Source organism: Maribacter flavus (genome assembly GCF_008386635.1).
Taxonomy (GTDB): Bacteria; Bacteroidota; Bacteroidia; order Flavobacteriales; family Flavobacteriaceae; genus Maribacter; species Maribacter flavus.
The window spans coordinates 1,640,293-1,653,515 of the sequence record NZ_VUOE01000001.1; the positions used below are offsets into that span (position 1 = coordinate 1,640,293).

At 41.5% G+C, this 13,223-nt stretch carries 14 protein-coding genes; 13 read left to right on the forward strand and 1 reads right to left on the reverse strand.

The genetic code is table 11. The features are described 5' to 3' along the window. The first annotated feature begins 85 nt into the window (after positions 1–85). Genes F0361_RS07075 through F0361_RS07090 form a run of 4 tightly spaced genes read left to right on the forward strand, consistent with a single transcriptional unit; the run spans position 86 to position 3,915 of the window. Positions 86–1,894, forward strand: coding sequence for a sodium:solute symporter family protein (locus tag F0361_RS07075; protein ID WP_154917808.1), 1,809 nt, complete (start codon positions 86–88; stop codon positions 1,892–1,894). A 10-nt stretch (positions 1,895–1,904) separates the two neighbouring features. Beyond that, positions 1,905–2,990, forward strand: coding sequence for an acyltransferase family protein (locus F0361_RS07080; protein ID WP_154917809.1), 1,086 nt, complete (start codon positions 1,905–1,907; stop codon positions 2,988–2,990). Beyond that, on the forward strand, positions 2,987–3,556 hold the full coding sequence (locus F0361_RS07085) for a hypothetical protein (protein WP_154917810.1): 570 nt from the start codon (positions 2,987–2,989) through the stop codon (positions 3,554–3,556). The genes F0361_RS07080 and F0361_RS07085 overlap by 4 nt, the downstream gene beginning before the upstream one ends. Then, entirely contained in the window at positions 3,541–3,915 is a 375-nt protein-coding gene (locus F0361_RS07090; RefSeq protein WP_138256741.1) for a DUF2237 family protein, read from the forward strand. The genes F0361_RS07085 and F0361_RS07090 overlap by 16 nt, the downstream gene beginning before the upstream one ends. Positions 3,916–3,973: 58 nt before the next feature. Here the strand turns inward: F0361_RS07090 and F0361_RS07095 are convergent, their stop codons facing one another. After that, complete coding sequence (locus tag F0361_RS07095; RefSeq protein ID WP_138256742.1) at positions 3,974–4,564, reverse strand: riboflavin synthase; 591 nt, start codon at positions 4,562–4,564, stop codon at positions 3,974–3,976. Positions 4,565–4,622: 58 nt separating this feature from the next. Here F0361_RS07095 and pdxA point away from each other — a divergent pair, with 58 nt between their 5' ends. From pdxA to F0361_RS07140, 9 genes are all read left to right on the forward strand, one after another. Next, positions 4,623–5,675 (forward strand): 4-hydroxythreonine-4-phosphate dehydrogenase PdxA, encoded by a 1,053-nt coding sequence (gene pdxA / locus F0361_RS07100; RefSeq protein WP_154918519.1) that lies wholly within the window; start codon positions 4,623–4,625, stop codon positions 5,673–5,675. A gap of 119 nt (positions 5,676–5,794) precedes the next feature. Beyond that, positions 5,795–6,325: a YceD family protein gene (locus F0361_RS07105; protein WP_154917811.1), complete on the forward strand. Its 531-nt coding sequence runs from the start codon at positions 5,795–5,797 to the stop codon at positions 6,323–6,325. 8 nt (positions 6,326–6,333) lie between these two features. Beyond that, positions 6,334–6,531 carry a 50S ribosomal protein L32 gene (gene rpmF, locus F0361_RS07110; RefSeq protein ID WP_125221936.1) on the forward strand — a complete coding sequence of 66 codons (198 nt, stop codon included), beginning with the start codon at positions 6,334–6,336 and terminating at the stop codon, positions 6,529–6,531. Between the two features lie 238 nt (positions 6,532–6,769). Beyond that, complete coding sequence (locus F0361_RS07115; RefSeq protein WP_154917812.1) at positions 6,770–7,762, forward strand: beta-ketoacyl-ACP synthase III; 993 nt, start codon at positions 6,770–6,772, stop codon at positions 7,760–7,762. A 31-nt stretch (positions 7,763–7,793) separates the two neighbouring features. Then, the gene (gene accB, locus F0361_RS07120) at positions 7,794–8,291 is read left to right on the forward strand and encodes an acetyl-CoA carboxylase biotin carboxyl carrier protein (RefSeq protein WP_154917813.1); all 498 of its coding nucleotides are present in this window, start codon (positions 7,794–7,796) and stop codon (positions 8,289–8,291) included. 83 nt (positions 8,292–8,374) lie between these two features. Further along, the gene (gene accC / locus F0361_RS07125) at positions 8,375–9,727 is read left to right on the forward strand and encodes an acetyl-CoA carboxylase biotin carboxylase subunit (RefSeq protein WP_154917814.1); all 1,353 of its coding nucleotides are present in this window, start codon (positions 8,375–8,377) and stop codon (positions 9,725–9,727) included. A gap of 453 nt (positions 9,728–10,180) precedes the next feature. Next, a complete protein-coding gene (locus F0361_RS07130; RefSeq protein WP_154917815.1) occupies positions 10,181–11,848 on the forward strand; it encodes a hypothetical protein in 1,668 nt (555 codons plus the stop codon). Positions 11,849–12,136: 288 nt separating this feature from the next. After that, entirely contained in the window at positions 12,137–12,433 is a 297-nt protein-coding gene (locus F0361_RS07135) for a hypothetical protein (protein ID WP_154917816.1), read from the forward strand. Positions 12,434–12,549: 116 nt separating this feature from the next. After that, positions 12,550–13,167 carry a hypothetical protein gene (locus F0361_RS07140; RefSeq protein ID WP_154917817.1) on the forward strand — a complete coding sequence of 206 codons (618 nt, stop codon included), beginning with the start codon at positions 12,550–12,552 and terminating at the stop codon, positions 13,165–13,167. Positions 13,168–13,223 lie beyond the last annotated feature (56 nt).

Below are 13,223 nucleotides of genomic sequence, written 5' to 3' on the forward strand. Positions count from 1 at the left end.
AAAGTAATTACCGAACGGTTTATGGGGCAAATCACAAAAGTATCTTAAATTATTTTATCTTTAGTAGCTAACTAACAACCAAACTATGGAATTAAGCACCCTCGACTACAGTTTTATAGTGGTCTTTTTCTCGATTGTCCTAGGTATAGGGATTTATGTCTCCAAAAAATCAGGGAAGGACTCTTCGGAATTTTTCCTTTCAGGGCGTACCATGCCTTGGTGGTTACTTGGGCTTTCCATGGTAGCCACGACGTTTTCAACCGATACGCCGAACCTCGTGACCGATATCGTACGTACCAATGGTGTTTCAGGAAACTGGGTATGGTGGGCCTTCTTATTAACCGGTTTGCTTACGGTCTTTGTGTATGCCAAATTATGGAGACGTTCCAATGTAAATACGGACTTGGAGTTCTATGAAATGCGGTATGGAGGTAAACCGGCAAGCTTCCTGCGCAAATTCAGGGCGGTATATTTAGGGGCCTTGTTCAACATTATTACTATGGCCTCCGTTACCTTGGCCGCCATTAAAATTGGAGGTATAATGTTGGGACTTGAACCATGGGAAACCGTTGTGGGAGCGGGCTTGATTACCGTGACCTTTAGTGCACTTGGGGGTTTTAAGGGTGTAGTGTATACCGATTTCCTTTTGTTTTTCGTTGCCATGTCCGGTGCCATTGGAGCGGCGTATTATTTGGTAAACATCCCCGAAGTAGGTGGTGTGGAGGCCTTAATGGCAAACGACTTGGTAAAAACGAAACTTGATATTCTCCCGAATTTTAGCGATAAAAAAGCGCTCATAATGTTGCTCATCATACCCTTGGCGGTGCAATGGTGGAGCGCCTGGTATCCCGGGGCCGAACCTGGTGGAGGCGGGTATATCGCACAACGAATGTTGGCTTCCAAGAACGAGAATCATGCGATAGGAGCTACGTTCTTCTTTAACATTATGCACTATGCCTTACGACCTTGGCCTTGGATTTTGGTCGCCTTGGCTTCTTTAGTCGTTTTCCCGGACATTGCAAGCATCCAAGAGGCCTTTCCCAATATCGATGAAGGTAAATTGGGACAGGATTTGGCCTATTCGGCCATGTTGACGAAGTTGCCAAGTGGTCTTTTGGGGGTCGTTTTGGCCTCCTTGATCGCCGCGTACATGAGTACCATTTCCACCCAATTGAACTGGGGTTCTTCCTACATCGTTTTTGATTTTTACAAACAACAATTGAATCCCAACGCCACCGAAAAACAAATGGTGGCCGTGGGCCGAATTTCAACGGTCATCTTAATGGTATTGAGCGCCGCCTTGGCACTTGCTCTTGAAAACGCCCTTCAGATTTTTGACATCCTTTTGACATTTGGTGCCGGGACCGGGCTCATATTCATATTACGATGGTTTTGGTGGCGTATCAATGCATGGAGCGAAATCGCCGCCATGTTCGCCTCTGGAATTATTTCCATTCTTTTAAAGACAACCGCTATCGGACCATTTCTTTTTGCCGAAGAAACGGGAGTTTTTCCAAGTTGGAGCGAGTATGTATTTGTAGTACTGCTTACCACGGCCATTTGGCTTGCCACTACATTTATGACCAAACCGGAATCCAAGGAAACGCTACGCTCTTTTTATAAGAAAATTCAGCCTGGGGGTCCGGGCTGGGCAAAAATTGTCCAGGAAGCAGAAACGGACGGAGTCCAAATCGCGAAGGACGAAAAATGGAGCGTACCCCAAGGAATTACGGCAATGCTTTTAGGTTGCGTCCTTATCTATTCCATCATGTTCGCAACGGGCTATTGGATTTATGGGAGGAGTACAAGTGCCCTCATCTTAACGGGTATTGCCTTGGTTACGGGCTTTCTGTTGGTAAAGGCTTGGAATAGAATGAAAGATAACATCCTTTAATTTTAGTCTTATGCAAAACAGAATTCTTTCCGTTGATATTTTTAGGGGTGCGACCATCTTGTTAATGGTTCTAGTAAACACACCAGGTACTTGGACGAACGTATATGCCCCCTTTAGACATGCCGAGTGGCACGGGTATACCCCAACCGATCTGGTATTTCCCTTCTTTTTGTTTATTGTGGGAACAAGCATTGTGTTTTCATATCGGAACAAAGAGGTGAATTCCAACACCTATAAAAAAATTATCGTTCGGACCCTTAAACTTATAGGTTTGGGGCTATTTCTGGGGGCCTTTATCATCGAGTTTCCTTTTTTTAAAGCTTGGGAGAATATTCGTTTTCCAGGGGTATTGCAACGGATCGGTGTGGTTTTCTTTTTCGCGTCTATTCTTTTCATCAATTTTAAATGGAAAACTTTGGTTGGTATCGCTATTGGACTTTTGGTAGGATATTGGTTGTTAATGACCTTGGTGTCTGTGGACGGCGTTGCCTCAACCTTGGAAAGGGCTCCTAACAATTTTGCCAATTGGTTGGATGTTAAAGTATTCGGGTCGCATAATTACAAGCCGGATTATGACCCCGAAGGACTTTTGAGCACCATCCCTTCCATAGTCAGTTCCCTACTGGGGATTTTTACCGGATTGATACTGGTTTCCAAGCAGGAGAAGAAAGCAACGCTCTTAATGGGTATTGGAGGCAGTCTTTTGATCATCGGGCACTTATGGGATTTAGTATTTCCTATCAACAAGGCCTTATGGACCAGTAGTTTTGTGTTGGTTACCGCAGGTTGGGCCAATTTGATTTTGGCCTTGATTTATTATTTGACCGATGTTAAACAAATCAAGTTTGGGAGTATTTTTAGATATGCCGGGGCCAATGCCATTATCATCTATTTTCTGTCCAGCTTCATTGCGAAAGTGATGGGTCAAATTCAGGTGGGCGACACGTCCCTACATGGTTGGTTGTTCCAGAAAATCTATGTGCACGATGCTATTTCGATGGAAATGTCTTCCTTGTTATATGGACTTACCGTTCTGGCCTTTTACGCCTTTTTGGGATATGTGTTGTACCAACGGAAGATTTTTTTCAAAGTATGATTTCACGGCTTCCGGTTCGACAAACTTACTTTTTATCGTTTCTGTTCATTTTTTCAGTTAATATAAGTGAAATCCAGGCGCAGGAAGTGTATCTCCCTGGTTATGTTGTCACCTTGAAAGGAGACACTTTAATCGGCAATGTTAGTGACCGAAAAATGGGTCCGTTTGGAGGTATTCATGCTAAAATCAAATTTAAGGGCAACGGGCGTAAGAAGCGATATTCAGCAGATAACATCCAATCCTATAGAAAAGGCGATTCCATTTACAGATCGTTTAATTTGGACGGAGAGGACAGGTTTCTTCGTTTGGAAGTAGAGGGAGTAGTTTCTCTGGATAAGTTTGAATTGCAGGAACAAGGTGAAGGGATGGTAATGGATATCGCGTATCTAAAAAAGCGGGATAACCCTACATTGGTAAGGGCAGACCAAGGACTCTTAGGATTAAAACGGAACCTGTTGATTCAATTTTTTAGCGATTGTCCACCTTTGGCCGACAAAATCCGAAGCAAGGAATTTAAATTCCCCTATCAGGTAGTAAATTTTTATAACGAATGGAAAGCTCGCTAAAAAATGTTTTGGGTACAACACTGATTGCCTGTTGCCATAAACCCAAGACCGGTTTTTACAGGGACGGATTCTGTAAAACAGGTGTTGAGGACGTGGGTACCCATGTGGTTTGTGCCATAATGTCCAAGGAATTTTTGGAATATACGAAGTCCATGGGCAATGATCTATCTACACCAATTCCCCAATGGAATTTTCCCGGACTTCAAGAAGGTGATAAATGGTGCCTGTGCATTTCTCGTTGGCTACAGGCGGAGAAAGTAGGAAAGGCACCCAAGGTACTATTGGAAGCCACACATATTAAGGCACTAAAATTTACCTCGCTTGAAATTCTTAGTGCATACGCCGTAGAAAGTCAATAACGAAATGAAGTTTTCCAATTGAATAGGTTTTCCTTCAATTTACCTAAATTGATTCCTGTTACTTCGATTGCCCCATCAACTTGGCCACGTACTTCCCTATAACATCAAATTCAAGATTAACTACCGTGCCCACTTTATAGGTATTGAATCTCGTATGCTCGTAGGTGTAGGGAATTATCGCCACATTAAAAGTGTTTGTTCCTGAATTCACTACTGTCAGACTTGTGCCATCAATAGTAATGGATCCTTTTTCTATGGTAGGGTTTCCGGTGGCCGGGTCATATTCAAAGGAGAATATCCAACTTCCGTTTTCTTCTTGGATGTTTGTGCAAACGCCAGTTTGGTCCACATGTCCCTGGACGATATGCCCGTCCAATCTGGAACCCATGATCATGGCACGTTCCATATTCACTCTGTCGCCTACCTTTAAATCGCCTAAATTGGTCTTTTTCAAGGTCTCTGCAATGGCGGTTACCCTATATGCATTGCCTGATATTTCCACAACGGTCAAACAAACGCCATTATGCGCCACACTTTGGTCTATTTTTAATTCAGAGGTAATGCCGGAAGATACCGTGATATCAAGGTTTCCACCCTTGGATTCCAAATGTGTTACTGTTCCCAATGTTTCAATGATTCCGGTAAACATGTGTCGTTTAATTTAAGTAATTTTGAAGTCTAAATCAGCTCACAAAGATACAGATATAATGGAGGAAAACGGGAACATTAAGTTGGGGATATCCATTGGGGATTTAAACGGAATTGGCTGCGAGGTGGTCCTAAAGACTTTTGAGGACAGCCGTATGCTCGATTTTTGTACTCCCATCATTTTTGCATCCAACAAAACCATTTCGGGCCAGCAAAAGGCTTTGAACATTTCCATTCCCTTTAACGGGGTTCATGAGGCTTCCAAGGCCGTGGACGGAAAACTGAACATTGTCAATGTATGGAAACAAGTTCCTGAGATACAATTTGGCCAGGCTACCAAGGAAGGGGGTGATTTCGCCCTCCAGTCCCTAAAGGCCGCTGTGGCCGCCTTAAAAAATGGCGATATCGATGTCCTGGTTACGGCGCCCATCAACAAGAACAACATTCAGGCGGAGGATTTTAAGTTTCCCGGTCATACTGATTATCTCGCGCAGGAGCTGGAAGGGGAAAGTTTGATGTTCATGGTTACGGACGACCTCAAGATAGGGCTGTTGACGGACCATGTAGCTGTTAAGGATGTGGCATCGGCCATTATACCCAGATTGATTCGGGATAAGGTAAATACGATCGAGAAATCCCTGAAAATGGATTTTGGTATCCAGAAACCCAAAATCGCGCTTTTGGGCATCAATCCGCATAGTGGGGACAACGGGGTGATAGGCAATGAAGACGAGGAGGTATTGAAACCCGTTATAAAAGAAATGGCCAATAACGGACATTTGGTCTTTGGGCCCTACTCCGCGGACAGCTTTTTCGGTTCGGATAATTACAAGAATTTTGATGCCGTATTGGCGGCCTATCACGACCAGGGACTGATTCCCTTTAAGACCCTTTCCTTTGGAAGGGGCGTTAATTTTACGGCGGGACTCAATAAGGTGCGCACTTCTCCGGATCACGGTACAGCGTATGAAATTGCCGGCAAAGGACAGGCAGACCATAGTTCCTTCAAGGAAGCCGTATTTATGGCCATCAAGATTTTTAGGAACAGAACAGAGTATTTGAAGCTTACGGAAAACGTTTTGAAAAAGCAGCGCCTCAAGCGTGAACGTTAGTTTTTGGCACCCAAAAAGTTATGAAGATAAATAGTTGATAACTATTGCCCGTTATCAAAATAATAGTATCTTTGCACCCGCCTTTTAAGGTAAGGATTTAATATTAAGAGTTGTACGTGATGAAGCAAAAGGAGTATACTATTCCTTTTTCAGGGTTGAAACAGGGAAAACACGACTTTAAGTATGAAATCGACAACAAGTTCTTTGAATCTTTTGGTTACGACGAATTTAATGAAGTAGCTGTTGACCTCACGATTGTTCTGAACAAAACAAGTACCATGTTGGAACTTGATTTTGAAGCGACGGGAACGGTGAACGTTGACTGTGATATGACCAGCGAACCCTACGATCAGCCTATAGAAGGGAGCTTGGAGCTCGTGGTAAAATTTGGTGAGGAATACGACGATGAAGACGACGAAATCCTCATTTTACCGCACGGAGAGCATCAGGTGAACGTTGCACAGTATATCTATGAGATGATTATCTTGGCCGTACCCCAAAAAAGGGTGCATCCAGGTATTGAGGACGGTACGCTGAAATCCGAAGCCTTGGAGCGACTCCAGGAACTTCAGCCAAAAGACAAGAAAAACGAAAACGAGGCAAGTGATCCCCGTTGGGACGAATTAAAAAAACTATTAACGGATAAATAAGGTTACAAATGGCACATCCTAAAAGAAAGACATCCAAAACCAGGAGAGACAAAAGAAGAACACATTACAAAGCGGTTGCACCTACATTGGCTACAGATTCTACCACTGGAGAAATGCATTTGTACCATAGGGCCCACTGGCACGAGGGTAAATTGTACTACAGAGGCCAGGTTTTGATTGACAAAGCAGAGGAAGTAGAGGCATAATGCGCCTTTTATAAACGGACTATCGACTCCCACTTCATATGAAGCGGGAGTTTTTTTTAGCCATAATCCAAATGTTTACCGAAATAATCCGCTTTAGGCTTTTTAAGAGTGCATCGGTATCAAACACATTAATTTTTTCAAAAACAGGTTGTTTTGCCACAAAAAGTCGGCGAAAATCACTAATTTTCACAACTTTTGACGTGTTTTTGAAAGTTTTTCACACGAAAGCAATTAAAATATGACCAAAATTACAGCAGCCATAACCGCTGTGGGAGGCTATGTTCCCCAATTTATCCTCACCAATAAAATGTTGGAAGAAATGGTAGAAACCAATGATGAGTGGATTACTACCAGAACGGGAATCAAGGAACGACGCATATTAAAAAAAGAGGAAGGGGAAGGTTCTTCCTATTTGGCCATCCAGGCGGCTAAACAGATCCTTCAAAAGAAAAACCTGGACCCGGCGGAAATAGATTTGGTCATCGTGGCCACCGCCACACCGGATAGTATGGTCGCCTCTACTGCGGCCTTTGTAGCATCGGAAATTGGTGCGAAGAACGCTTTTGCCTATGATCTTTTGGCGGCATGTTCCAGCTTTTTGTTCGGGATGTCCACTGCCGCCAGGTATATAGAATCTGGCCGATATAAAAAAGTATTGTTGATCGGGGCCGATAAAATGTCCTCCATCATAGATTACACCGATCGTACGACTTGTATCATCTTTGGGGATGGTGCGGGTGCCGTACTGTTCGAACCCAATGAGGAGGGATTGGGACTAAAGGACGAATATCTTAGGGCCGATGGCTCTGGTCGTCAGTTTTTGGGCATGGAAGGGGGAGGCTCCTTAATGCCCGCAACGGAACAGACCGTAAAGGACAAAAAACATTTTATATTTCAGGACGGGAAGACCGTATTCAAGTTTGCGGTCTCCAATATGGCAGATGTAGCGGAGCGCATCATGAAACGTAACAACCTTACGGATACCGATGTATCCTGGTTGGTACCGCATCAGGCGAATAAACGCATCATCGATGCCACGGCCAATAGAATGGGGCTGGACCAATCCAAGGTATTGATGAACATACAACGGTACGGCAATACCACATCGGCAACCCTACCTTTGCTGTTAAGCGATTACGAGGATAAATTAAAAAAAGGAGATAATTTAGTTTTTGCCGCCTTTGGTGGTGGATTTACATGGGGATCCATTTATTTAAAGTGGGCCTATTAATTGGGAGACCAACTAACATTTAATTACAACTATGGATATTAAAGAAATTCAAAGCCTTATTAAATTCGTAGCTAAATCGGGAGCTAGTGAAGTGAAATTGGAGACGGATGACATCAAGATCACCATCCGTACCGGAAGCCCAGGCAGTGGCGAAACTACATTTGTACAATCCATTCCTATGGCCCAAGCGCCCGTAGCACCTACCGCTGCCCCACAAACGCAGCCAGAAGCACCTGCTACTCCTGCGGCCCCTGCCAAGGAAACGGAAAAGAAAGAGGACGATTCCAAATACATTACGATCAAATCGCCTATTATTGGAACTTTTTACAGAAAACCATCTCCGGACAAACCCGCCTTTGTGGAAGTTGGGGACAAGATTGCTGCCGGTGACGTTCTTTGCGTTATCGAGGCCATGAAGTTGTTCAACGATATCGAGTCTGAAGTGGCAGGTACCATTGTTAAGGTATTGGTAGATGACTCCTCACCAGTGGAGTTTGATCAACCATTGTTCTTAGTAGATCCATCATAAGGTTAAACCGCAAGCATCGAGTGCCAAATACCAAAAATGCTATTTTGGAATTTGGAATTTGAAGTTTGGAATTCGAAACTGTTATGTTTAAAAAAATACTGATTGCAAATAGGGGAGAAATTGCGCTGCGCGTTATCCGTACCTGTAAGGAAATGGGTATAAAAACGGTAGCGGTGTACAGCAAGGCCGATGAGGAAAGCCTTCATGTGCGTTTTGCGGATGAGGCCGTTTGTATAGGACCTGCACCCAGTAGCGAATCCTATTTGAAAATACCGAATATCATTGCGGCGGCAGAAATCACTAATGCGGACGCGATTCATCCCGGTTATGGTTTCCTTTCGGAAAACTCCAAGTTCTCCAAGATATGTGCGGAGCACGATATCAAGTTCATTGGGGCCTCTGCGGAACAAATAGACCGTATGGGCGATAAGGCCACGGCCAAGGCGACCATGAAGGCGGCCGGCGTACCCTGTGTACCTGGATCGGACGGACTCTTGAAGGATCTGGCCGATGCCAAGAAGACCGCCAAGAAAATGGGCTATCCCGTTATGATCAAGGCCACTGCCGGAGGTGGTGGTAAGGGAATGCGGGCCGTTTGGAGCGAGGACGAAATGGAGGCCCACTTTGAAAGTGCCGTAAAAGAGGCCAAGGCGGCCTTTGGGAACGGAGGGATGTATATGGAAAAGCTGATCGAGGAGCCTAGGCATATTGAAATCCAAGTGGTGGGCGACCAATATGGCAAGGCCTGTCACCTGTCCGAACGTGACTGTTCAGTACAGCGTCGCCATCAAAAATTAACGGAGGAAACCCCATCCCCTTTTATGACGGACAAACTCCGGGACGAAATGGGAAAAGCCGCCGTAAAGGCAGCGGAATATATCAAATACGAAGGGGCCGGTACGGTAGAGTTTTTGGTGGACAAACACCGTAAATTCTACTTTATGGAGATGAACACCCGTATCCAGGTAGAGCATCCCATTACGGAGCAGGTCATCGATTACGATTTGATCCGTGAACAGATTTTGGTTGCTGCCGGGGTACCTATTTCCGGAAAGAACTATTTTCCAAAACTGCACTCCATAGAATGTAGAATCAATGCGGAGGATCCTTACAACAACTTTAGGCCATCGCCGGGCAAGATTACTACCTTGCACATACCCGGAGGCCATGGCGTTCGTATGGATACGCACGTATACAGTGGCTATAGCATACCGCCCAACTACGATTCCATGATCGCCAAGTTGATTACCACCGCACAGACACGGGAAGAAGCGATCAATAAGATGAAAAGGGCCTTGGACGAGTTTGTGATCGAGGGCATAAAGACCACGATACCCTTCCATAGGCAATTGATGGACCATCCGGATTATTTGGCGGGGAACTATACCACCGCCTTTATGAATGATTTTAAGATGGACCCCCCAAAGGAAAATTAAAATGTAAAACTCCAACAGCAATGTTGGAGTTTTTTTTTGTTGCGAACTGGTCACTTCGACTCCGCTCAGTGACCCAAATAAGTCCATTCGGGCATTGAGAAGATTGCTTGTCCCCAAGCGTATTCCCAGAGTAGCCTGTCCTGAGCGTATACCCTGAGCGGAGTCGAAGGGAGTCGAGGGAGAGTCGAACGGAAGCGAAGGATAGTCGAAGGGAGACGAAATGCCAACCTCCTAAAGAATTATCAATAATAGATTTGTGTCAAACCATCATCAAAAACGGACCAACCACAAACCTGTAATACTTTTCCTAACAAGGATTTAATTATCTTAGGCGCACAGTGGGTATATGATCAAATGATTATATGTAATTGTTGCCAGTAATATTGAAACACAAGAAAGATTATACATTAATAATCATTTTAAATATATATTTCCGTTTTAGCATAAAAAATTATGAGGCGACAATATTACCTTTTAACACTAATCATACTAATAATAGGTTGTGAAAAAGAACAAACCTCTACGGAAAAGCAAATAGATATAATAGATGAAGTTTTAGAAAATGAAGACATTGACATTTCTTATATATTGGAAAATCCCATTATATATGAGAGCGTGAATTTCACCTTATCTATTAAAAACAATGAGCTTGGAATATCGAAAATAGAAGCTCAAATTGCTGATGAAATTGTTGCTCAAGTAGAAGATGGCAAAGAATTGGGGATAAACTTGAACCCTGATAATTTTCCCGCAGGAGACACTATCTTAACCTTAATAATCACAGATGCAAACGGTAATATTACCCAACACAATTATCCTATAAGCTTTCATAGAGTTCTATTGGAATTGGATTTAAAAGAAAACTTTTTCTTACCACCCCAATTTGTCGATTTTTATTTTTTCGCATCAGCTATAGATGGATCATTATTGGCATCAATAAAAATTGACCCCATATCCCAAAATTTCAAATTAACAACACCAATCGATATTTCTCCAGAGACGCCTTATTCGCTTACCTATGCGGCTATAGCTAGAGATATAAATAATACGTATACATTAACCAATCTATTTACAATTAAAGACCTCACCAGGAATAATTTACCTTTATTTTCACCCAAAGGGATATTATATTACGGTGCTTCGTCAAGAAGTGAATATAGCACTAATGGATTCCCAGATGATGATGTAATCAATATCGGTACAGTTTTTCCAAGTTACGGATATGATGTAGGGTATTATTCTAACACGAAAACCTTCGTTGTGGACAATATTGAAATGAATTTTGAAGATAGAGATATAACAAATTACTATGTTCCCTATCATAACTTATCTCAAAACGATTACGCTTATATCTGGCTTAATAAACAAGAACTATCATCAGATTTTGTATTGGACTTCAATAATTTACTTAGGGACGGTATAGAGTCAAGAATTTTCGATGCTTCTTACAATGATGGCAAAGGAGATGGTAGATTTGGCTATTTGACCATATTGGGCTATAATAATTCCCAAGATTTTCAGGATGGTATTTTTCATTATCTATGGCAAAGAAACCATGCAATAGATGCCTCATTCCCCACAGTCAATACTATACCGTATTTTTTAAACACAACTTTTGAAACATATAGTCATATTTACCAATGGGAAGACTATTATACAAATAGAATAGGGGTGCCATTAGAATCTTATAATATCCCGGTATGGTCATTTGAATATATTCAAAATGGAAAAGAAATAGATATTATTAAAAACGGAGATGGCCATACTTCTGGCAAGATTTTTTTAAATAATTTAAATGATGAAGCCATTATAAATGGAAAAAGAACCATTTACAATTGGAGTTACCTCTTTGATAGCCAGAATACTGAAAAGATAATCTTACCAGAATTACCAGATGATCTAAAGAATTCAGAGTTTGGGAGTTTACATAGCTCTAACAGCCTTTTAATAGAAAGGGTACTACTTAATAGCTATGATGGTATCTCAAGTTATCCTGATTATTTGGATAAGGTCATAAAAACGAATGAAAATATTTTAAAAGTTACTCCTAAGGTTGAAGCCAAATTTATAAACAGGAGGGGAAATCAATGGGTAATAGAAAGTGATAAGTTCTTTTACTGATTTCTTTTGTTTGAAGAATTTATTGATAGATTTTTCTCTTCATTTAATTATACAATAATAAAATTCAGAAGCAAACTTAAGCGGTGTATAATTAATTGTGGCCGGAATTTCCAACTGGAAATTCCTGCAATCAATTATCTTTAGAATACAAAACACCTAATATGGTATATAAATTAACAGCGTAAATCTATTTTTAACCTGTAGCCATATTTCAGGACTAGACATTGAACGGGAAAATCTAGGAAAGAATATGTTACTGAATATTGTGATAAAATTAGGTCCGGGCACTTGGAATATTCCAATTTTCGGAAGGAATTGCAATTGAGAATAATGGATTCTGAGGACATAGAAATTATTATGAAGCGAGTGGACCGTGATTTGAGTCACATGGCTGCTGCCGATATTACAAGAAGCAAGGGAAAACAAATGTTCTACGGTGGATTGGCTATTATGGCCTGCGGTATACTGGGGACTACAACCACCTATCTCGGAATTCTAGATCTTGGTGACCAATTTATATTAGCCTATGGTCCGGCTCTTGGTTTAGGAATGGCCGTAGTTGGAATGCATAAAATGAGCAGTTAGAAAACGTTTGCTAAAAAAATGTAAAATCAATTCCAGGTGGATTTTCGGAAATATCAAATGAATATTTCCGTTCCAAAAACTCGCACTAATCATACATACAACGTTGAATAATAATTATGAGAGAGTTCATCACTTCTACCTATTTAGTCGTATTCTTCTGTATTAATCTCGCAAGTCAAGAATCCGAATTTTTAGACGGAAAAATTATCACAAGAAAAGGAGACACGTTGAAGGGGCAGATTAAAGTACAAAATAGGTTTAGGAGTTTTAATAAAATTATTTACCTAGATAATGAAGGAAATGAAAAAAAAGTTGCAGTGGATAGTATTAAGAGCTATGAAAGGGGTAAAGAATTCTTTGAAACATTAATTATAAACTCTAAACTTTTTGTCTTGGCCAAACGAATTATCCTAGGCCCGAATATGACTCTTTATTATAGAAATGAGGCCACTGAAGTTTTTCCTGGACTATTAGATATGGACGGTGTATTACCAAAAGTCTTGAATAATGAATATCGCTATAAATACCTAAAAGACAAGAATAATAATGTTATTACCTTGTCTTTTACAAGAAGAGCGGGAGAGACACCCTTTAAGGATATTGTTGAGAAATTAAATTCTAAACCACTCCATAAAAATAAAAGCCTTAAAAGATTCTTATCTGAATATCCGAACATAATCAAAAAAATAGAAGCCAAGCAAATAACTAAAATCGAGGAGGTTGTAGTAGAATGAAACAATGTTAGTGGAGAATACTGGAAGAATTAAATAACTATTGCTAGTATCGTTTA

What these genes read in the sequence shown, in the direction of transcription:
- F0361_RS07075 (WP_154917808.1), top strand. Translation starts at nt 86, where the DNA reads ATGGAATTAAGCACCCTCGACTACAGTTTTATAGTGGTCTTTTTCTCG.
- F0361_RS07080 (WP_154917809.1), top strand. Translation starts at nt 1,905, where the DNA reads ATGCAAAACAGAATTCTTTCCGTTGATATTTTTAGGGGTGCGACCATC.
- F0361_RS07085 (WP_154917810.1), top strand. Translation starts at nt 2,987, where the DNA reads ATGATTTCACGGCTTCCGGTTCGACAAACTTACTTTTTATCGTTTCTG.
- F0361_RS07090 (WP_138256741.1), top strand. Translation starts at nt 3,541, where the DNA reads ATGGAAAGCTCGCTAAAAAATGTTTTGGGTACAACACTGATTGCCTGT.
- F0361_RS07095 (WP_138256742.1), bottom strand. Translation starts at nt 4,564, where the DNA reads ATGTTTACCGGAATCATTGAAACATTGGGAACAGTAACACATTTGGAA.
- pdxA (WP_154918519.1), top strand. Translation starts at nt 4,623, where the DNA reads ATGGAGGAAAACGGGAACATTAAGTTGGGGATATCCATTGGGGATTTA.
- F0361_RS07105 (WP_154917811.1), top strand. Translation starts at nt 5,795, where the DNA reads ATGAAGCAAAAGGAGTATACTATTCCTTTTTCAGGGTTGAAACAGGGA.
- rpmF (WP_125221936.1), top strand. Translation starts at nt 6,334, where the DNA reads ATGGCACATCCTAAAAGAAAGACATCCAAAACCAGGAGAGACAAAAGA.
- F0361_RS07115 (WP_154917812.1), top strand. Translation starts at nt 6,770, where the DNA reads ATGACCAAAATTACAGCAGCCATAACCGCTGTGGGAGGCTATGTTCCC.
- accB (WP_154917813.1), top strand. Translation starts at nt 7,794, where the DNA reads ATGGATATTAAAGAAATTCAAAGCCTTATTAAATTCGTAGCTAAATCG.
- accC (WP_154917814.1), top strand. Translation starts at nt 8,375, where the DNA reads ATGTTTAAAAAAATACTGATTGCAAATAGGGGAGAAATTGCGCTGCGC.
- F0361_RS07130 (WP_154917815.1), top strand. Translation starts at nt 10,181, where the DNA reads ATGAGGCGACAATATTACCTTTTAACACTAATCATACTAATAATAGGT.
- F0361_RS07140 (WP_154917817.1), top strand. Translation starts at nt 12,550, where the DNA reads ATGAGAGAGTTCATCACTTCTACCTATTTAGTCGTATTCTTCTGTATT.